At 33.9% G+C, this 19,582-nt stretch carries 17 protein-coding genes; 7 read left to right on the plus strand and 10 right to left on the minus strand.

The genetic code is table 11. The annotated features are described in order from the left end of the window. Positions 1–1,262, minus strand: a 1,262-nt coding sequence (locus ACTG3Y_RS10375) for an ATP-dependent DNA helicase RecG (protein WP_439152855.1), incomplete at its 3' end; no start/stop codon positions are given. 194 nt (positions 1,263–1,456) lie between these two features. Here ACTG3Y_RS10375 and ACTG3Y_RS10380 point away from each other — a divergent pair. Next, a complete protein-coding gene (locus tag ACTG3Y_RS10380) occupies positions 1,457–3,394 on the plus strand; it encodes a M1 family metallopeptidase (protein WP_439152856.1) in 1,938 nt (645 codons plus the stop codon). Then, the gene (locus ACTG3Y_RS10385) at positions 3,394–4,278 is read left to right on the plus strand and encodes a patatin-like phospholipase family protein (RefSeq protein WP_439152857.1); all 885 of its coding nucleotides are present in this window, start codon (positions 3,394–3,396) and stop codon (positions 4,276–4,278) included. The genes ACTG3Y_RS10380 and ACTG3Y_RS10385 overlap by 1 nt, the downstream gene beginning before the upstream one ends. Here ACTG3Y_RS10385 and ACTG3Y_RS10390 read toward each other — a convergent pair whose 3' ends face one another. Genes ACTG3Y_RS10390 through ACTG3Y_RS10400 form a run of 3 tightly spaced genes read right to left on the minus strand, consistent with a single transcriptional unit; the run spans position 4,279 to position 7,639 of the window. Beyond that, complete coding sequence (locus tag ACTG3Y_RS10390; RefSeq protein ID WP_439152858.1) at positions 4,279–4,800, minus strand: hypothetical protein; 522 nt, start codon at positions 4,798–4,800, stop codon at positions 4,279–4,281. A 4-nt stretch (positions 4,801–4,804) separates the two neighbouring features. Continuing rightward, positions 4,805–6,367, minus strand: a complete 1,563-nt coding sequence (locus ACTG3Y_RS10395; RefSeq protein WP_439152859.1) for an FMN-binding glutamate synthase family protein — start codon at positions 6,365–6,367, stop codon at positions 4,805–4,807. Between the two features lie 3 nt (positions 6,368–6,370). Further along, entirely contained in the window at positions 6,371–7,639 is a 1,269-nt protein-coding gene (locus tag ACTG3Y_RS10400; protein ID WP_439152860.1) for an amidohydrolase, read from the minus strand. Positions 7,640–7,772: 133 nt separating this feature from the next. On the opposite strand from ACTG3Y_RS10400, the gene ACTG3Y_RS10405 reads away from it, so the two are divergent. The 5 genes from ACTG3Y_RS10405 to ACTG3Y_RS10425 all read left to right on the plus strand — a co-directional run bounded on the left by ACTG3Y_RS10405 (position 7,773) and on the right by ACTG3Y_RS10425 (position 13,430). Then, positions 7,773–10,103, plus strand: coding sequence for an ATP-dependent helicase (locus tag ACTG3Y_RS10405; protein ID WP_439152861.1), 2,331 nt, complete (start codon positions 7,773–7,775; stop codon positions 10,101–10,103). Positions 10,104–10,112: 9 nt separating this feature from the next. After that, positions 10,113–10,733 (plus strand): L-threonylcarbamoyladenylate synthase, encoded by a 621-nt coding sequence (locus tag ACTG3Y_RS10410; protein ID WP_439152862.1) that lies wholly within the window; start codon positions 10,113–10,115, stop codon positions 10,731–10,733. Between the two features lie 114 nt (positions 10,734–10,847). Further along, entirely contained in the window at positions 10,848–11,195 is a 348-nt protein-coding gene (locus tag ACTG3Y_RS10415) for a hypothetical protein (protein WP_439152863.1), read from the plus strand. Positions 11,196–11,544: 349 nt separating this feature from the next. After that, on the plus strand, positions 11,545–12,297 hold the full coding sequence (locus tag ACTG3Y_RS10420) for an HTTM domain-containing protein (RefSeq protein WP_439152864.1): 753 nt from the start codon (positions 11,545–11,547) through the stop codon (positions 12,295–12,297). Between the two features lie 2 nt (positions 12,298–12,299). Then, positions 12,300–13,430 carry an ATP-grasp domain-containing protein gene (locus ACTG3Y_RS10425; RefSeq protein ID WP_439152865.1) on the plus strand — a complete coding sequence of 377 codons (1,131 nt, stop codon included), beginning with the start codon at positions 12,300–12,302 and terminating at the stop codon, positions 13,428–13,430. Here ACTG3Y_RS10425 and ACTG3Y_RS10430 read toward each other — a convergent pair. From ACTG3Y_RS10430 to ACTG3Y_RS10455, 6 genes are all read right to left on the minus strand, one after another. Then, positions 13,427–14,644: a multidrug effflux MFS transporter gene (locus tag ACTG3Y_RS10430; protein WP_439152866.1), complete on the minus strand. Its 1,218-nt coding sequence runs from the start codon at positions 14,642–14,644 to the stop codon at positions 13,427–13,429. The genes ACTG3Y_RS10425 and ACTG3Y_RS10430 overlap by 4 nt on opposite strands. A gap of 108 nt (positions 14,645–14,752) precedes the next feature. Beyond that, on the minus strand, positions 14,753–16,294 hold the full coding sequence (locus ACTG3Y_RS10435) for an acyl-CoA carboxylase subunit beta (RefSeq protein ID WP_439152867.1): 1,542 nt from the start codon (positions 16,292–16,294) through the stop codon (positions 14,753–14,755). Positions 16,295–16,300: 6 nt separating this feature from the next. Next, a complete protein-coding gene (gene accC, locus ACTG3Y_RS10440) occupies positions 16,301–17,740 on the minus strand; it encodes an acetyl-CoA carboxylase biotin carboxylase subunit (RefSeq protein WP_439152868.1) in 1,440 nt (479 codons plus the stop codon). A gap of 1 nt (position 17,741) precedes the next feature. Continuing rightward, a complete protein-coding gene (locus ACTG3Y_RS10445) occupies positions 17,742–18,218 on the minus strand; it encodes a biotin/lipoyl-containing protein (protein ID WP_439152869.1) in 477 nt (158 codons plus the stop codon). 77 nt (positions 18,219–18,295) lie between these two features. Then, positions 18,296–18,970, minus strand: a complete 675-nt coding sequence (locus ACTG3Y_RS10450) for a PrsW family intramembrane metalloprotease (protein ID WP_439152870.1) — start codon at positions 18,968–18,970, stop codon at positions 18,296–18,298. Next, the coding region (locus ACTG3Y_RS10455; RefSeq protein WP_439152871.1) for an NUDIX hydrolase at positions 18,967–19,582 on the minus strand (616 nt) is incomplete at its 5' end. The genes ACTG3Y_RS10455 and ACTG3Y_RS10450, both read right to left, overlap by 4 nt.

The raw sequence follows: 19,582 nt of genomic DNA on the forward strand, positions 1-19,582 counted from the left end.
ACATGTGGAGGAGTGGTATTTTTGTGCCATAATTTACTTCGCTGTGCGACTCCAAAACGATGCTGTTCGTCAATAATTGCTAGCCCTAAATTTTTAAATTTTACTTTATCTTCTAGTAGCGCATGTGTACCAATTAGGATCTGTAAATTACCATTTTCAAGATTTTCATGAATTTCTTTACGTTCTGAAGTTTTACTTGAGCCAGTTAATAGTGAAATACTGATATTCAATTTATTAGCTAATTCACTTAATCCGTTATAGTGTTGAACTGACAAAATTTCAGTCGGAGCCATTAAGCAGCATTGAAACCCGTTGTCAAGTCCCATAAGCATTGACATGAATGCAACTATGGTTTTTCCTGAGCCTACATCTCCTTGTAAAAGGCGATTCATCTGCGCATTGCTACCTAAATCATTTCGTATTTCTTTCAGAACACGCTTCTGTGCATTGGTTAATTCGAAAGGTAAATGCGCTTTATAAAACGTATTAAAATAGTCTCCGACTTTATCAAAAGTAAAGCCCTTAATTTTTGATTTATGAATTAAATTTTTCAAAATCAATTGCAACTGAATGTAAAATAATTCTTCAAATTTTAATCTGAATTGTGCTCTTGAAAGTAGCTCTGGAGTCTTCGGAAAATGAATATTAAAAAGTGCCTCTGATTTTGAAAGTAATTTCAATTCACCTTTAATAGAATCTGATAAGGTTTCAATAAAGCGACCTTTAGTTTCAAGGAACAATTGTTGCATTATTTTTGTGATGACCTTATTGGTAATGCCTTTATTTGATAATTTTTCAGTTGATGGATAAATGGCTTGCATAGCAGAACGTAAATTACTGTCGTGTTCGGATTGCAACTCTAATTCTGGATGAGGCATACTATACTTACCGCTAAACCAGTTGGTTTTACCAAAAATCACATAAGGCTGATTGACTTTAAGGCTTTCTCTGATCCATTTCTGGCCTCTGAACCAAACTAACTCCATAATACCTGTGTCATCTCTAAAATCTGCCACCAGGCGTTTACCGCGTTTTTGAGCCACTTCTCTAAACCCTGTAATGGTACCGATAATCTGAACCTCTGCATTATTGCGTTGCAGCTCGTTAATCTTATAGTATTTAGTGCGATCTATATAGCGATTTGGAAACAAATTGATAAGATCCTGGTAGGTGTGAATACCAAGCTCAGAGCGTAATAAGTCTGCTCTGTTTGGACCAACGCCTTTGAGGTAATCAATCGGAGTTTGTAAATTCACACTCATAGCGCGAAATTACTCAATTACTTTGTAAAAAAGAATCTCTTATTATTTTGTCATTCAGGGTAAAGCGCATAAGCTTTTCACTGTGAGATTTCTCGAAGGTTCTTCTTTTGAAATAACAAAATATTGTAATTTGGTCTTATTCTTGCTTAAATCTAATTATGAATAGAATTCTTGTTGTTTTTTGCTCTTTTGTAATGAGTATTTCCTTTGCTCAGCAAACTGATGTAGTTGATTTTAGAAAGGTCGAAGCCTTAGTGGTTTTTAATCAATTAACAGTTGATAGTACGATATATAATACTTATGAGGTTGATTTTAAGATTCTAAAGCAAACAGATTCAATTTATTTAGACGCTGTTAATATGGAGTTTAGGCACGTGGCACTAAATGAAGTTGCAGTAACATATAAAAATAATGATAAGAAGCTGATTATTTATGGTGATTTTCAGAAAGACTCAGAACATAAATTGAGTTTCATTTTTTTTAATGCACCAAAAAAAGCGATGTATTTTTTGGGTTGGGAAAATGAAGGGAGAAATCAAATCTGGACACAAGGTCAAGGAAAGTATACAAGTAATTGGTTGCCGAGTATAGATGATACTAATGATAAAATAGAATTTGATCTGAAGTTTTTAGGTCCTAAAGGTTATGAAATTATTTCAAACGGTAAATTAAAATCTAAAGAGGAAACTGCAGGGAGTATTCTTTGGAGCTATGATATGGAAAAACCAATGTCGAGTTATTTGGCGGCAGTAGCACTTGGTAAATACAGCAAAAAAACAGAAACCTCCAAAAATGGGATTCCGTTGGAATATTACTACTATCCCGAAGATTCTTTAAAAGTTGAGCCAACGTATCGCTACTCAAAGCAAATGTTTGATTTTTTAGAAGAAGAAATAGGTTTTGCTTTTCCATGGCAAAATTATAAGCAAGTGCCAGTGCACGATTTTCTATATGCTGGTATGGAGAACACAAGTTGTACTATTTTTTCTGATGCCTTCGTGGTAGATTCTATTGGTTTTAATGATAAAAATTACGTTAACGTTAATGCGCATGAATTAGCGCATCAATGGTTTGGAAATTTAGTAACCGCAACATCTGGTGAGTACCATTGGTTACAAGAAGGATTTGCGACATATTATGCCTTGTTAGCTGAGCGTGAAGTTTTTGGTGATGACTATTTTTATTTCAAGTTGTATGAATCTATTGTGGATTTAGGTCGTCAAGATTTAGAAGGTAATGGGACGTCCTTATTAAATCCTAAATCCAGTAGTTTAACCTTTTATCAGCGTGGTGCTTGGGTTTTGCATGCTCTGCGTACTATAGTCGGTAATAAGGTGTTTAAAATCGCTATAAAGAATTACTTGAAAAAACATCAGTTTGAAAATGTGCAAACGTCTAATTTTATCAACGAAGTTGAGCGTCTGTACGGTCAATCTTTAACTAGCTTCGTGAATTATTGGATAAAAGCAAAGAACTTTCCAGTAGATAGTGCTTTAAATTTGCTAAAAACACAATCTACATTTATTAATGAGTATTTAATGATAGACTGTGAGGTTAAAAATTCTAAATGCAGTGAATACCTTAAGTATTATGCATCAGACGAGGCAAAAGTGAAGATTATTTCTCAAGCACCAGAATTGGTGACTAAAGATGTGTTTAAGAGTGGTCTAAAAGTTAGGCAAGCTATTTCGCAATATGTCACTAAAATCTCTAAAGAGTTTAAAGAGGAATACGAATCATTACTCGATGACAAATCGTATATAACAATTGAAAATGCCTTATATAATCTTTGGGTTAATTTTCCATTAGAGCGCTCTAAATATCTTACTAAAACACGAAACATTCATGGGTTTAGTGATAAGAATGTCCGATTGTTGTGGTTGGTTTTAAATCTGAATACACCATATTATCAGGCAGATAATAAACAAGTTATCTACGATGAACTCGTAAGTTATACAGGTGAGAAGTACAATGCAGATTTAAGAATTAAGGCTTTTCGGTATTTAGATCTTATAAAGTCGTGTAATGATAAGTGTAAATCCAACTTAGAGAATGCTAAATCGCATCATAACTGGAGATTGGTTAAGTTTGCAAAACAGCAAATAGAAAAATCACAACAAAAACAAGATTAATGCGAGCATTAGTGATATCGGGAGGAGGAAGTAAAGGTGCTTTTGCAGGTGGTGTTGCACAGTATTTAATGGAGCGTGAAAATCGCAATTACGATATGTTCTTAGGAACTTCTACCGGAAGCTTATTGGTGCCTCACTTAGCTGTAAACAACATTTCAAAATTGTACAATATTTTCACCAACGTACAGCAGCAAGATATTTTTAGTGTCAGTCCTTTCGTTCAGCGTAAAAAAGGTGATAGAGAATATGTTTCTATTGACTTTGTGAATTCCTTGTGGCAATTCATTAAGCTAAAACGAACTTTTGGCGAGAGTAAGGCGTTAAAACGAAATATTCGAAGAAATTTTACTTTAGAAGAGTATCGGAAGATTAAAGAAACAAAACAAGATGTCGTAGTGACTGTTTCTAATCTTTCAATGAATAGAGTAGAGTATAAATCTATAAATGATTGTACCTATGAAGAATTCTGTAATTGGATATGGATTTCTTGTAATTACATACCGTTTATGTCTTTAGCAACGATGAATGGTTATGAGTATGCTGATGGTGGTTTGGGTTGTGTAATCCCTATTAGAGAAGCTATTCAAAGAGGTGCTACAGAGGTTGATGCTGTTGTTTTAGAAGCTGAAAACTTAGGTAAACAGCGTGTACTAGGTAAAAACCCGTTTTCACTAATGATGAACTTGTTTGGGCATCTTCTTGATCAGGTAGAGAGGAATGACATATTGATTGGAAAGCTCGCTGCAAAAAATAGAGATGTAAAACTTAATTTATATTACACGCCAACAAGCCTTACGGAAAACTCTTTAATTTTCAGCAAACGATTAATGGAAAAATGGTGGAAGCAAGGTTTTGATTATGCCTTGGAAAAGCATGCTCAGTAATTACCACATTTCACTAACCTCTTCTTTAATAAACGCTAGGGCAGCTCCACTTGGTGGTTGCTTATCCATAAGCTCGGTTAAGATAACTTCTTGTAACTTATTTGCGGTATCAGTTTTCTCTAACATATTAGATTTTCTAATCAGCTGAATCGTTGCATTCTTTGCGGCTAAAATAATGTTCCAACATTCATCACTCACGTAGATTTGTTGTGATAAATTATGTTCAAATTCTTGTTGAATATTTGCTATAAGTAGATTCTCATAATCTTCTTTATTTGAAGACGTTGGATGTACTCTTGTTAATAGTTTTGAAGGTGCAATGCGTTCTAAAAATAGCGCCATACGTTCATAAGCTTGTAGGCGTAAAGGAAAAGCTTCTTTTTGCATATCTTTTTGTAATAAAAAGCGTCTTCTTCCATCTTCATTTTGTATGTGTTGCTTAAAGAAATAATAAGCAATAGCTCCAACAATTAATGCTGGTAATAAACTTAAAAGTAACTCTATAATTTTGTCTATATCCATCAGTTTAATTTGAATTTAATTGACCACCAAGATACTCACAATCTTTTAAATGTTGCATAGAAATAAATGGTACTTTGGTTTTATGATAATGATATGTTCTACTTAAATCTTCTGATAGGTTATGATCATCAACATTAACGTCAATGTCGTCCATTGTAAATTGACAAGGATGCTCATAACCTGCAGCATGTGCGATTTCAATAAGCTCTTTTCTAAAAGTTTTAAAATATTGTGCTAAGCGCTCAGATTTTAAAGTAATATCTATACCGCGTTGCAGCCATTTACTTTGGGTGGCAATACCAGTAGGACATCGATTGGTGTCACAAACCTGTGCCTGAATACATCCTATACTCATCATGGCTTCTCTTGCTACGTTAATGCAGTCTGCTCCCATAGCAAAAGCCATAGCGGCCTTAGCAGGAAATCCAAGTTTACCACTTCCAATAAATACAATGCGTTCGGTTAGTCCTTTGTCTTTAAAAAGTTTGTATAAATCACCAAAACCGTACACCCAAGGTAATGAAACATGATCTGCAAAGCTTGGTGGTGCAGCACCAGTACCACCTTCACCACCATCTACAGTAATAAAATCGGGACCTTTTCCCGTTTCTAACATAATATCTGCCAACTCCTCCCACTGACCGAGTTTTCCAATTGCTGCTTTAATACCAACAGGTAAGCCGGTTTCTTCAGCAATAGCTTCAATGAAATTTACCATTTCAGGTATAGTAGAAAAGGCTTTGTGATTGGGTGGTGATAATACAGTTTTACCAACTTCTACACCACGTATGTCTGCAATTTCTTGTGTTATTTTTTCTCCTGGTAATACACCACCTTTACCAGGTTTTGCACCTTGTGATAATTTAACTTCTATAGCACGAATAAAAGGATTGTCTTTAACCAGTTTTTTCATTTTATCCATAGAGAAATTGCCATCATCAGATCGAACTCCAAAATAACCGGTTCCAAAATGAAATACCACATCACCACCATTACTGTGATAAGGTGATAGTCCACCTTCCCCTGTGTTATGATAAGCGTGAGCGATTTTAATACCTTTATTAAGAGATTCTATAGCCTTAGCAGAGAGTGAGCCAAAACTCATTGCAGATACGTTTATAATCGATGCTGGTCTGTAAGGTTTTCGCCTTTTATTGTAAGCTCCCATAACCTTTGCACAGGGTAAGAATGTTTTATCTATGGCATTCGGGTGATCCTTTTCAATTTTAAAAGGAAGCATCGCATTATTTACAAAAATATGTTGATGGGCATAAATATCTCTATCGGTACCAAACCCTTCATAATTGTTTTCATTTTTTGAAGAAGCGTAGACCCAACCACGTTCTATACGGTTAAATGGAAGTTCTTCTCGGTTATTAGCTACTAAATATTGGCGCAATTCTGGACCAATACCTTCAAGAAAATATCTAAAATGCCCGACTATCGGAAAATTTCTAACAATGGTGTGTTTCCGTTGGAAAATATCTCTGATAGCTATAACCACTAAAACAACAATAATCCATAGCCACCAAGGAATTCGTCCTAAGAATTCTAAGATTGCATCCATTTTTTAGTTATTTAAATAATCTAAAGTTAGTTGCGTGAATGCTTTTACTCCGAGTAACATGCCACTATCATCAATTTTAAAATCGGGTGTATGATGTGGAAAGGCTTCTGTACTCCCTGGTGTCAGACCACCTAGAAAGAAATAGACACCTGGTACCACTTCTTGAAAATATGAAAAATCTTCACCGCCAGTAGTGGCTTTCATGAGTTGCACATTGTCTTCTCCTGCGACCTTATGTAATGATGGTAATATTTGAGCTGTTAAATCAGGATCATTAAAAGTAATAGATGTGTTATTTTGAAATGTAATAGTTGCCTCACCACCATAAGCCTCAGCTATAGTTTTAGTCATTTCTTTCATGCGTTTTTCAATCATTAAACGCATTTTAGGATCTAAAGTTCTTACGGTACCAATCATTTCAGCTGATTCTGGTATAATATTAAATCGTGTACCAGAAGTTATTTTTCCAACGGTTATTACTGCAGCTTCATCAATTAGGCGTGCTTCTCGGCTAATAATGGTTTGTAGTCCATCAATGATTTTTGCGGAGATAAGAATAGGATCAACACCAGACCAAGGTTGCGAACCATGCGTTTGCTTTCCTTTTACCTTAATAACAAAACGTTCCACAGAGGCCATAATACCACCAGTTTTATACTTAATTGTGCCAATTGGAGTTTCCGAATTGATGTGTAGTCCAAAAATAGCATCAACTTTAGGGTTTTCTAGTACACCTTCTTTTATCATTAGTTTTGCACCACCTTCTTCGCCTGGTGGCGGACCTTCTTCAGCAGGTTGAAAAATAAATTTTATGGTGCCTTTAATCTTGTCTTTATGCTTAGATAAGACTTCGGCCGTTGCCATTAATATAGCAATGTGTGTATCGTGTCCGCAAGCATGCATCACACCAGTTTCTGTATTTAAAAATGTTGTTCTAACCTCAGATTTAAAAGGTAAATCATTGCGTTCTGTCACAGGAAGTGCATCAATATCTGCTCTTAACGCCACAACTTTACCAGGTAAATCTCCTTCTAAAAGCCCAACGACACCTGTTTTTGCTATTCCTGTTTCTACTTCTAAACCAAGTGACTTAAGATGTTCTGCAATTTTTTCTGCAGTTTTAAATTCTCGATTAGATAATTCTGGATTTTGGTGAAAATAGTGACGCCAATTAATAAGTTTGTCTTCAATACTAATAATATCGTCTTCTAATGAATTCTGACCAAAAGCCATTGAAGACACAAAAAGGAATACTGCAAAAATAGTTCTCATCTTAAAAATAATTTGCACTAAGATATTGAAATTTCATAAAACAAAACTCTTAATATATTGTTTATAATTATTGGTTTTTAAATATGGAAAAACCTAAGAGTATATGTATTTTCACAGTTCGAAAAAAACAGTCTTGGAAAAGTATCTTAGTCAACTTAACGACGCACAATTAGCACCTACTTTACAGAAAGATGGACCAATGATAATCATTGCTGGTGCAGGCTCTGGTAAAACACGTGTTTTGACTTATCGTATTGCTTATTTGATGAGTCAGGGAGTAGATGCCTTCAATATTTTGGCATTGACCTTTACAAATAAAGCTGCTCGAGAAATGAAAGGTAGAATTGCAGATATTGTCGGAGATAGTGAGGCAAAGAATTTGTGGATGGGAACTTTTCACTCCGTGTTTGCTAAGATTTTACGTTTTGAAGGACATCATCTTGGGTTTCCGAGTAATTTCACAATTTATGATACTCAAGATTCTCAAAAGCTGTTAGGTTCTATTATAAAAGAAATGGGTCTGGATAAAGATATTTATAAGACCAAACAGATTTACAGTAGAATTTCATCTTACAAAAATAGCCTGATTACAGTAAAAGCTTATTTCAGTAATCCCGAATTAATGGAAGCCGATACTATGGCACGACGACCGAGAATGGGAGATATCTACAAGGAATATGTAGACCGCTGTTTTAAGGCTGGTGCTATGGATTTTGATGATTTATTACTTAGAACTAATGAATTACTGACGCGTTTTCCAAATGTGCTAGCACAGTACCAAAATAAGTTTAGGTACATATTAGTAGATGAGTATCAAGATACCAACCATTCACAATATCTTATCGTCAGAGCATTGTCAGATCGTTTTCAGAATATCTGTGTTGTTGGTGACGATGCACAGAGTATATACGCATTCCGTGGTGCTAATATCAATAATATTCTCAATTTTCAAAAGGACTATGACGATGTCAAAGTCTATCGTTTAGAGCAAAATTACCGTTCTACCAAAATGATTGTCGGAGCGGCTAATTCTGTAATAGAGCACAATAAAACCAAGCTTGATAAAATTGTATGGACAGCCAATGAAATTGGAGATAAAGTAATTGTTCACCGATCTATGACTGATGGTGATGAAGGGCGTTATGTGGCCAGTACTATTTGGGAAACTAAAATGAATCAGCAATTACCAAATAGCGATTTTGCGGTGCTATACAGAACAAATGCCCAATCACGTGCTATTGAAGATGCATTAAGAAAGCGTGATATTCCATATCGTATTTATGGAGGATTGTCTTTTTACCAGCGAAAAGAAATTAAAGATGTAACTGCTTATTTGAGATTAATTCTTAATTCTTCAGACGAAGAAGCACTAAAACGTGTTATCAATTATCCAGCAAGAGGAATAGGGCAGACTACGGTAGATCGTTTAGTTGTTGCTGCAAATGCGACAGGTAAAACGATTTATGATATTATGAAAAATATTGATAATGAATCAGTCAATATAAATAATGGAACAAAAAATAAGCTCAAAGATTTTGTTACACTTATAGAAAGTTATAAGGTAATGAATCAAACTGCAAATGCCTTTGACCTAGCTGAGCATGTGGCTAAAACGAGTGGTTTAATACGTGAGTTAAATAAAGATGGCACTCCAGAGGGAGTAACAAGAATGGATAATGTTCAAGAATTATTGAATGGTATTAAAGATTTTGTAGAAGGTCAAATAGAATTAGCGGATGCTGGTGATTCGTTGGCTGAATTTCTTGAAGATGTTGCTCTAGCTACGGATTTAGATGGTGATAAAGGCGATCCTAATCATGTTGCGTTAATGACTATTCATCTTGCGAAAGGACTTGAGTTTCCTCATGTTTTTATTGTAGGTATGGAAGAAGATTTATTTCCTAGTGCCATGAGCATGAATACCAGAAGTGAGCTTGAAGAAGAGCGACGTTTGTTTTATGTAGCTTTAACCAGAGCCGAAAAGCAAGCGTATTTAACTTATACTTTGTCACGTTATCGATGGGGAAAATTAATAGATGCAGAGCCAAGTCGCTTTATTGAAGAAATTGATGACGAATTTGTAAATATTACCACGCCTCTTAAAGAGCAACGTTTCAATCCAATGTTAGATGCTTCTATTTTTGGTGACATAGAACCTAACAAAGTCAGATTTGCTAAACCAAAAACACCAACGTTTAAAAAGAAAGAAACCAAAAAGAAACCTGAAAACTTTAAGATAAGTACTCCTAAAAAGCTTAAACCGGTCAGTAAATCGAGTCATACGTCTAATTTATTTGATAGTAAGTTAACGGTGGGCAATATCGTTAATCATCAGCGCTTTGGTCGAGGAGAAGTTATAAAGATAGAAGGTGTTGGTGGAGATTTGAAAGCTGAGATTAAGTTTGAAAATGGTGATACTAAAAAACTTCTATTACGCTTTGCTAAGCTTGAAATAATCAGCTAACCTTAAACTATGGCCGAGTTTATTAAAATATATCCTGAGAACCCAAATCCTAAAGCTATTCAAAGGGTTGTAAATGTCTTAAAAAGTGGTGGTTTAGTAATTTACCCAACTGATACTGTATATGGGCTAGGATGTGATATCACTAACATTAAGGCTTTAGAACGAATCGCAAAAATTAAAGGAGTGAAACTAGAAAAATCTAACTTCTCTTTTGTTTGCGAAGATTTGAGTAACCTAAGTGACTATGTAAAACAGATAGACACGACCACGTTTAAAATTCTCAAACGTGCCTTGCCAGGTGCTTATACCTTTATTTTACCAGGTTCAAAGAGTCTGCCAAACCCGTTTAAAAAGCGAAAAACAGTTGGTATTAGAGTACCAGATAATTCTATTGCATTAGCGCTGGTTTCTTCTTTAGGTAATCCTATAGTATCGACTTCTATAAGAGATGAAGACGATGTTTTAGAATACACTACTGATCCTGAGTTGATTTTAGAAAAATGGGATAATTTGGTAGATATTGTTATTGATGGTGGTTATGGTGGTAATGAGGCATCTACAATTATCGACCTTGCTACAGATCCTCCCGAAATAATTAGAGAAGGTAAGGGAAGCTTAGAGATATTTTAAAAATTAGATTTATTAATACTACTTCGGCAGATTTATAATCCTTTCATCTTAATTATTGCTATAAGTTAATCTGATTTTCGCATATTGTAATGAGTTAACCATCATGTTTTATGATTGAAAATTTCTCAAAAAACTTTAATTTATATAGGAATTGCATTTCTGTTAATTCAGCTGTCCTCAATTATTTATGCCAGATTTATTCCTGAGCGCTTTTTTTGCTGGGCACCTTATGATGAACATTCTTATTATGAGATTAATGTTACCATTAACGGTAAAAGGCTCTCTGAATATGACGTGCAAAATCGTTATAGGTATACATCCAAAGGTTGGGAACCAAGATGCATGTATAATGTTTTTTCAATTGTAAAGCAGTATGAAGAAACCTATGGTATGGATGATAATGCTAGTGTCGAAATTGTTTATAGTACCAATGGTCATAAAGAAAAACGATGGAAGCACTAAGGTTAAAATTACAATCTTCTTTTTTTGGTCTTCCGTTCAAAGTATATGATACTTCAATGAAACCAAATTTACTCTTGATGTGTAAAATATTAATATTACTATTATATGCTCATGGTTTTCTATTTTATTTAAAGGATCCGTTTATACCTTTTATCGCACAATTTGATATTTTCAATGATAGCCCACAGGTTTTCGAATATTTAACAAAATCACTATTTCTTATATTTAGCTTGCTTTTACTTTTTAATGTAAAAGTGAGGTCTATAGCTATTTTACTAGGCTTAACAATAATTATAAGTTTGATAGCCTCAAACCACTCTTTAGAAATCATTTGTTTATTGTTGGATGCATGTTTTTATTGTCTGGTTTATCAGATAAATCCAAAGTGCCTTGGTTAATCTATTTTCAATTGAGTTTAGTATATTTTGGAGCTTTAACTAACAAGGCCATTGAATTAGATTGGTGGTCAGGTCAATTTATGCATAATTGGTTATCTAATGCGCTAGAAAACCCGCTTTATATAAACGTGTCTAAGCTGATGCCTGATTTATTATTGGCAAAGTTAACTTCTTACACAGCGATGTTATCAGAACTATTAATTGGGATCTTCCTAATTATTCCAAAACTACGATTTAGTGCTATAGCAATTATTTTGGTTTTCCATACAATGCTATTTACATTCACAGGAGAATCCTTTGGGTTTTTTATGGAAGATATTTTAATAATACTTATAGCATTTTTAAATTGGTCCAAAGAGCAAATAATTTTTAAATACAAACCCAAATCAATGGAAAAATTGATAGCAATAATGGGTTTTTTAGATTGGGATAATAGAATTTGGTATAAAAAGGATGCTTCAATAAATAACAATTTAGAATTAATAAAAGATGATAAGTCAATTACTGGGTATTCTGCTATAATTCAGGTTTTATTGAATAGCCCAGGATTTTTTTACGCTTTACTTTTTATACAGCTAGGAATAAGAGCCTTATTTAATGGAATACCTAAGTATTTAGCTATGATTCTTTTCTTATGGACCTTTTTGCTCTTTTTATCACCGTTAGTTTTTAGTAAATCCAGATTAAGAAAACAAGCAATCTAAATTTGAATACTATAGATAAACATAGAGACAAGGTTATTCTAATACCAGATGGTGAACACCCATTTCTTATGCGCGTTGTCCATTGCTTGGTAAAAATTAAACAACTTAAGGTAGTAATAATGTCTAATACAAGACATTTTCCAATGCGTTATTCGCGTTATATTAAAAACATAAAATTCGTTACATATAAAGATGAATTAGGGTTTATTAATTGCATAAATGAAATTGTCTCAAGTGACAGTGTTGATGTAATTATGCCAATAAGTGAAGAAGGCATAACATCAATTATTAAGCATCAAGATCTCATAGTTGCAAAGGAAAAACTTGTTTATTTATCTGACATGGACACTTATATTCATGCCAAGGATAAATCTAAACTTTATAGACATCTTTTATTAAATAAAATACCACATCCCAAAACAACCATTTATAATACCTCAGATGATAAGATAAATATTGAACCTTTAGATTTTCCAATTATTGCAAAACCTGCTATTGGATGTGGTGGTGAGGGAATTGAAATTTTAAAAAATATTGAAGAGGTCAAAAATTTTGAAGCTAAGAAAAAGTCTGTAAAGGTTTACGTGTTACAAGAATTTATTGAAGGATACGATATAGATTGTAGCTTGTTATGCAATGATGGAAAGATTAAAGCCTATACCATACAAAAGGGAATATTGTTTGGAAATCAGAAGTATGCGCCAGCAATAGGATTACAATTTTTAATTAATGATCGTTTATTAGAAGTTGTTAAACAACTAATGGAGTCATTAAAATGGTCAGGCGTGGCTCATATTGACTTAAGATATGACAAAGAAACAAGTGATTATAAAGTTATAGAGATAAATGGTAGATTCTGGAGTTCATTAGATGCCTCGGCAGCAGCAGGTGTTAATTTTCCCTATCTATATAGCTTAAAAGAGGATGAATTATTAAAATCAAAAATACTTTATAAGGAAATTCAATACTTAAATCTTAAAGGACTACTAAAAACAGTAGTAAAAAAACCTCAGCTTATTTTTATGTACAAGTATTTAAAGAACAATACAGCATTACCACTTTTGATTAGCGATCCAATGCCATCTGTAATTATGTTGTTGAATAAATTAAAGCAGATTTTTCGCTCCGTTTAGGATTTTTTAACTCTGAATAATTTATTGAATTCACTATTGTTATAATAGAACAACATTACTGATACTAGACCACATACAAGAAAACCTATGAATAATGGCGTTACAGAATTATTTATAAACGAACCAATATAGTTAGCAATAGGTACAGCCATAACTGTTGAAATAAAACCATTAAGAGCAGAGCCAATTCCGGCTATATGTCCCATAGGCTGCATAGCTAGAGCTCTAAGATTTCCAAATAAAAATCCTATAGTAAAAAACTGCAGCGCAAAGAAGCTTATCAATATTTCGATGGAAGGATTTTGACCAGAATTATATATTAATAGGAATATTAATGAAATAAAAACGAAGCTGAGCATGGCAATATGTACAATTTTCTTCATACCATATCTAATCACCAACTGACTGTTCATAAAAGTCGCTAAACCAACTGAAATGGCTAAACTGGCAAAAATTAATGGAAATTCTTCCGCTAGATTGTATTGCTTTTCAAATATTTGCTGAGAAGTACTAAGGTATACCATAAAGGAACCAGTGATAAATCCTGAAAGTAAGGTATAAATAACTGCAGATTTAATTTTAAAAAACTGAATCGTCCCTGTTTTAAATATTTTAAGTCGATAAGGAATCCTATATTTCTCTTTTAAAGTTTCGGGTTGTCTTAACCAAAACCAAAGCATTACCAAAACGCCAAAAATTGAAGTAAAGGTAAATATAGATTTCCAACCATAAGTATTCATTAAGAACTGACCGAGTGTGGGAGCCACGACAGGTACTAGAATAAATACCATGACTACTATAGAAATTATCTTTGCCATATAATCACCTTCGTAAGAGTCTCTGATCATAGCAATACACATCGTTCTGGGACAAGCCAGGCCTATACCTTGGAGAACACGACCAAAAATCATCATTTCAAAACTTTTAGTGGTAACACAAATAAAGGATGCAATTACAAATAATATAAAGCCAGCATAAACAATTGGTTTTCGACCAAAACTGTCTGATAAAGGACCAAAAATAAGTTGACCAATGCCTAGTCCTAGAAATATTGACGTGATAAGTTTTGGATTATCTAGAGGATTAGTGACACTCAAATAATCACCTATCATTGGTAAGGCAGGTAAAACAGCATCAATTGAAAGTGCAACAATAGACATTAGTGCAGCCATAAGTACTACAAATTCAAACTGAGAACGCTTTTGAATTTTCATGGCGCAAAAGTACGTCAATAATTATCCTTAACTGTGTTAATTAATTATAAAAAAAGCCCCATAATACTTTAGCATATTATGGGTCTATAATGATTCGTGTAAACCTATTTACAACGGAATATTTCCATGTTTTCTTTTAGGTTTATTAACTTCTTTATTCTCTAACATACTAAACGCTTTAATTAATTTACGTCTGGTATTTTTAGGAAGAATTACTTCATCTATATATCCACGCTCAGCAGCACTGTATGGGTTTGCAAATAACTCAGCATAATCAGCTTCTTTTTCCTTCCATTTCGCTTCCGGATCTTCAGCAGCCATAATTTCACGCTTAAATATAATTTCGGCTGCACCTTTTGCGCCCATTACTGCTATTTCTGCTTCTGGCCATGCAAAGTTCATATCTGCACCAATGTGTTTAGAATTCATTACATCATAAGCACCTCCATAAGCTTTTCTCGTAATTACGGTTACTCTTGGTACTGTAGCTTCGCTGAAGGCATATAACAATTTAGCTCCGTTAGATATAATGCCGTTCCATTCCTGATCAGTACCTGGTAAAAATCCAGGAACATCTTCTAAAACTAAAAGAGGAATATTAAAAGCATCGCAGAAGCGCACAAAACGTGCTGCTTTTTTAGAACTTTTTACACCAAGAACACCAGCCAGGAACATAGGTTGATTGGCAACAATACCGATACTTTTTCCACCTAGACGCGCAAATCCTACTATGATATTCTCTGCATAATCCTTATGGATTTCATAGAATGAGTCCTCATCTATAATACCAGTAATAACATTATACATGTCATATGGCTTATTTGGATTATCAGGAACAATAGTAGAGAGACTATCTCTTACTTCATCTTCAATATTAAAGTCTAAATCTATTGGTTTTTCACGATTACTTTGTGGTAAATAGCTTATTAATTTTTTGACATCTTCAAGACATTCTACGTCGTTACCAGATGTTTTATGAGCCACACCAGATTTCATAGAATGAACTGTTGCGCCACCTAACTCTTCACTGGTGACTTCTTCATTTGTTACTGTTTTAACTACGTTTGGTCCTGTGACAAACATATAACTTGTATCCTGAACCATAATCGTAAAGTCAGTCATGGCTGGAGAATAAACTGCACCACCAGCGCAAGGTCCCATTATGGCTGAAATTTGAGGAATAACGCCAGAGGCTTGCACATTTCTGTAAAAGATATCTGCATAACCTCCTAATGAACGCACGCCTTCTTGTATACGTGCTCCACCAGAGTCATTTAAACCTATTATTGGTGCACCAACATTTACCGCCATATCCATAATTTTACAGATTTTTTCAGCATGTGTTTCGGATAACGAACCACCAAAGACCGTAAAATCTTGTGCAAAGACGTAAACTAATCTACCGTCTAAAGTTCCGTAACCTGTAATGACACCATCACCATAAAACTTTTGGTTTTCCATACCAAAATCTTTAGTTCTATGAGTGACTAAAGCACCAATTTCCTCAAAAGAACCTTCATCTAAAAGATAATTAACACGCTCTCTGGCTGTTAATTTTTTCTTTTGATGTTGTTTATCAATACGAGCCTGACCACCACCTAATTTGGCTAACTCTAATTTTTCATTTAGTGTTTTAATTTTTGAATCCATAATATCTTAGTTTGGTAGTCTTAATAATTTTTGATCTTCTAAATAGCGTTTCAAGGCAATTTGAGCTGCAATTTGAGCTTCTTCTTTATGTTGTGCTTCTAAAAGGCTAGGTGAGTAGTAGTTTTTGACAAAATGCGTATCAAAGTTGCCACTTTTAAAAGATTCATGTTCGCAAACAAACCGTCCAAAAGGTAATGTTGTCTCAACTCCTTTTATATGATAGTTATCAATAGCCTTAATCATTAATTGTATAGCCTCGTCTCTGTCTTTACCATAGGTAATTAATTTAGACAACATTGGGTCATAATAGATAGGAATATCCATACCTTCTTCAAAACCGTTATCTACTCTAATACCATCACCAACAGGTAATTTATAGGTCTCCAGATTTCCCACACTTGGCAGGAAGTCATTTAACGGATCTTCTGCATAAACACGAAGTTCTAAGGCATGACCATTAATTTTTAAATCCTCTTGTTTGATTTGAAGTTCTTCACCTCGCGCCACTTTTATTTGTAGCTCAACTAGATCAACACCAGCTATTATCTCGGAAACTGGATGTTCTACCTGTAAGCGCGTATTCATTTCAAGAAAATAAAACTTATGGTCAGCGTCCATTAAAAATTCTACCGTTCCTGCACCTAAATAGTCACAAGATTTAGCAACATTAATTGCTGCTTCACCCATTTCTTCTCTTAACTTTGGAGTTAATATGGAAGATGGCGCTTCTTCTACCACTTTTTGGTGACGACGTTGAATACTACATTCGCGTTCAAAGAAATGTAATACATTACCGTGGCTATCTGCCATAACCTGAATCTCGATATGTCGTGGTGAACTAACGTATTTCTCAACAAATACAGATCCATCACCAAATGCTGAGGTTGCTTCACTTATGGCACGCTTCATTTGTTCCTCTACATCTTTTTCTTGCTCCACTACACGCATTCCTTTTCCACCACCACCTGCAGCAGCTTTAATCAGTATTGGAAATCCGATGTCTTTTGCAATTTGTACAGCTTCTTTTGTGTCAGTCACTGCTCTATCTACACCAGGAACCATAGGGATATTATAATCCTTCACAGCGTCTTTTGCTGCTAATTTGTCTCCCATCATTTGTATGGCTTTTGAGCGTGGTCCAATGAATATCACATTATTTTTTTCGCACAACTCAGCAAATTCAGCATTTTCACTTAAGAATCCATAACCAGGATGAATACCATCTACATTCAGTGACTTTGCCACTTCTATAATCTTATCTCCTCTTAAGTAAGATTGATTAGATGGAGCAGGACCAATACATACAGCTTCATCAGCAAATTTTACATGAGGTGCATGTCGGTCTACTTCAGAAAAGACAGCAACTGTTTTAATGCCCATTTTCTTTGCGGTTTGCATAACTCTTATGGCTATTTCGCCTCGGTTTGCAACTAATATCTTTTGCATATTATTCGAATTCGATTAATAATTTATTTTTATCTACAGTATCACCTTTAGCAACCAAAATAGTTTTTATAACACCATCTCTTGGTGAAGTAATTACATTTTCCATTTTCATAGCTTCAAGAATAAGTAGTGTGTCATCTTCTTTGACTTCATCACCAACTTTAACGTTGATTTCAAGAATTAGTCCAGGCATTGGTGCCTTTATAGAATTTACTCGTTTTAGAGCACCTAAGGAAAAGCCCATGGCATCTATGCGCTGATCTAGCGTATCTAAAATTTTAACGTTGTAAGTATTGTTATTTACACTGACTTCGTAATGCTTTGAATTGTAATTTGAAGCTACCAATTTTGCTTTGGTAGATTTATGCTTTTCTAAGATGTGATAATTGTTTTTTGAAGTTTCAATAATGTCTAGTCCATCAACAGTTTCTTCAGTTAATTCAAACTGTTGAGAATCATTAACTTTTACTTTGTACATATGTAACTGTTTTTAAAAGTTGGTATAAAAATCATAGCAAAATTATGCATTTAATAGTATCGATTATATGAATATTATCATGTTTTAAAATGAGATTTTTCTTGGTGTATTCGTATGGCTTTTCGTGATAAAATTATGGCTATTATTAATGAGATAAAAGCACCAATAGAAATACCTGGGATAAATCTAATAAACAAAAAGAAATCATAGGCTCCATGAAATAGAACAGCTAAAAATAAACCTGCTATGTTTAGTTTAAATCTGTTATTTGAGAATTTTGCTTTGCCCATAAAGTAGCCCATTAATATACCAAAAGTCGCGTGAGCTGGAACGGCTGTGAAAGCTCTCATTATAGCTACTTCATAACCTCCTTGTAGAACATAAAGAATATTTTCTGTACATGCAAAGCCCATTGATACCATAACGGCATAAATAATACCATCGAAAGGTTCGTTAAAAGCTTTTCTTGTTTGCGCAAAGTATTTTACAATAACATATTTACTAAACTCTTCTGATAATGCTACTACTATAAACGCTTGGATAAATTGTTGCCATAAACTAAACTCGTTTGTAATCGGTATAAAATGACCTGTAAACACATAGATAATAGATACTATGATGATGCTTACTATAGCACCAAACAGAAAACTAAGCAATAATAATCCTGCTGGCTCCTTTTCATATTTATCTTGAATATAGATATAAATGAGAATGGCTAATATAGGTGCAACAGCACAAAAAATTAAATTCATGAGTTTAAAACGTCTTTTATGGCATCTATTACAAATCTGTAATAGTCTTTATTAGTTGAAACAAAATGGCTATTCGTTTCGCTATGTAATAATAACTCTTCAAATTCCTTTAAAGATACAAGTTTTAAGGCTTCGACTTCATCTTTTTGTGGAATGAGATTTTCGAGTTTTTCATTTAATTCTGCTATGTATACTTGATGAAATTCAAAATCTTTAATGGCTCCATTATCGTAAATAGATTTATGTAGTTTTGCGCCAATCTTTACAAGGTTTTTAGATTCTAATGATAGACCAATTTCTTCTTTTGTCTCTCTTAAAGCGGCTTTAATAAAAGATTCTCCGGCATCAATATGTCCAGCAACTGAAACATCCCACAATAAAGCATAAATCGCTTTTTTATGAGAACGTTGCTGCAATAGAACTTCTCCATTCTTAGTAAATAACCAGAGATGAATGGTATTGTGATACCATCCGTTTTTATGAGCTTCGGATTTTAATTCTGTTGTCCCTGTAGGCTTACCATTATGGTCAACAATGTCTATGTATTCGTCCATAAATAAAAAAGACCTCAAAGTCTGATTTACCATTGAGGTCTTATGTTTATTTTCTATT

This window comes from Winogradskyella sp., from assembly GCF_965656915.1.
In the GTDB taxonomy this organism is placed as follows: domain Bacteria; phylum Bacteroidota; class Bacteroidia; order Flavobacteriales; family Flavobacteriaceae; genus Winogradskyella.

Excerpts from the sequence above, each read along its gene's own strand:
- ACTG3Y_RS10430 (WP_439152866.1), bottom strand. The coding sequence starts at position 14,644 with ATGAAAATTCAAAAGCGTTCTCAGTTTGAATTTGTAGTACTTATGGCT.
- ACTG3Y_RS10420 (WP_439152864.1), top strand. The coding sequence starts at position 11,545 with ATGTTTTTATTGTCTGGTTTATCAGATAAATCCAAAGTGCCTTGGTTA.
- ACTG3Y_RS10435 (WP_439152867.1), bottom strand. The coding sequence starts at position 16,294 with ATGGATTCAAAAATTAAAACACTAAATGAAAAATTAGAGTTAGCCAAA.
- ACTG3Y_RS10385 (WP_439152857.1), top strand. The coding sequence starts at position 3,394 with ATGCGAGCATTAGTGATATCGGGAGGAGGAAGTAAAGGTGCTTTTGCA.
- ACTG3Y_RS10450 (WP_439152870.1), bottom strand. The coding sequence starts at position 18,970 with ATGAATTTAATTTTTTGTGCTGTTGCACCTATATTAGCCATTCTCATT.
- ACTG3Y_RS10400 (WP_439152860.1), bottom strand. The coding sequence starts at position 7,639 with ATGAGAACTATTTTTGCAGTATTCCTTTTTGTGTCTTCAATGGCTTTT.
- ACTG3Y_RS10445 (WP_439152869.1), bottom strand. The coding sequence starts at position 18,218 with ATGTACAAAGTAAAAGTTAATGATTCTCAACAGTTTGAATTAACTGAA.
- ACTG3Y_RS10380 (WP_439152856.1), top strand. The coding sequence starts at position 1,457 with ATGAGTATTTCCTTTGCTCAGCAAACTGATGTAGTTGATTTTAGAAAG.
- ACTG3Y_RS10410 (WP_439152862.1), top strand. The coding sequence starts at position 10,113 with ATGGCCGAGTTTATTAAAATATATCCTGAGAACCCAAATCCTAAAGCT.
- accC (WP_439152868.1), bottom strand. The coding sequence starts at position 17,740 with ATGCAAAAGATATTAGTTGCAAACCGAGGCGAAATAGCCATAAGAGTT.
- ACTG3Y_RS10395 (WP_439152859.1), bottom strand. The coding sequence starts at position 6,367 with ATGGATGCAATCTTAGAATTCTTAGGACGAATTCCTTGGTGGCTATGG.
- ACTG3Y_RS10390 (WP_439152858.1), bottom strand. The coding sequence starts at position 4,800 with ATGGATATAGACAAAATTATAGAGTTACTTTTAAGTTTATTACCAGCA.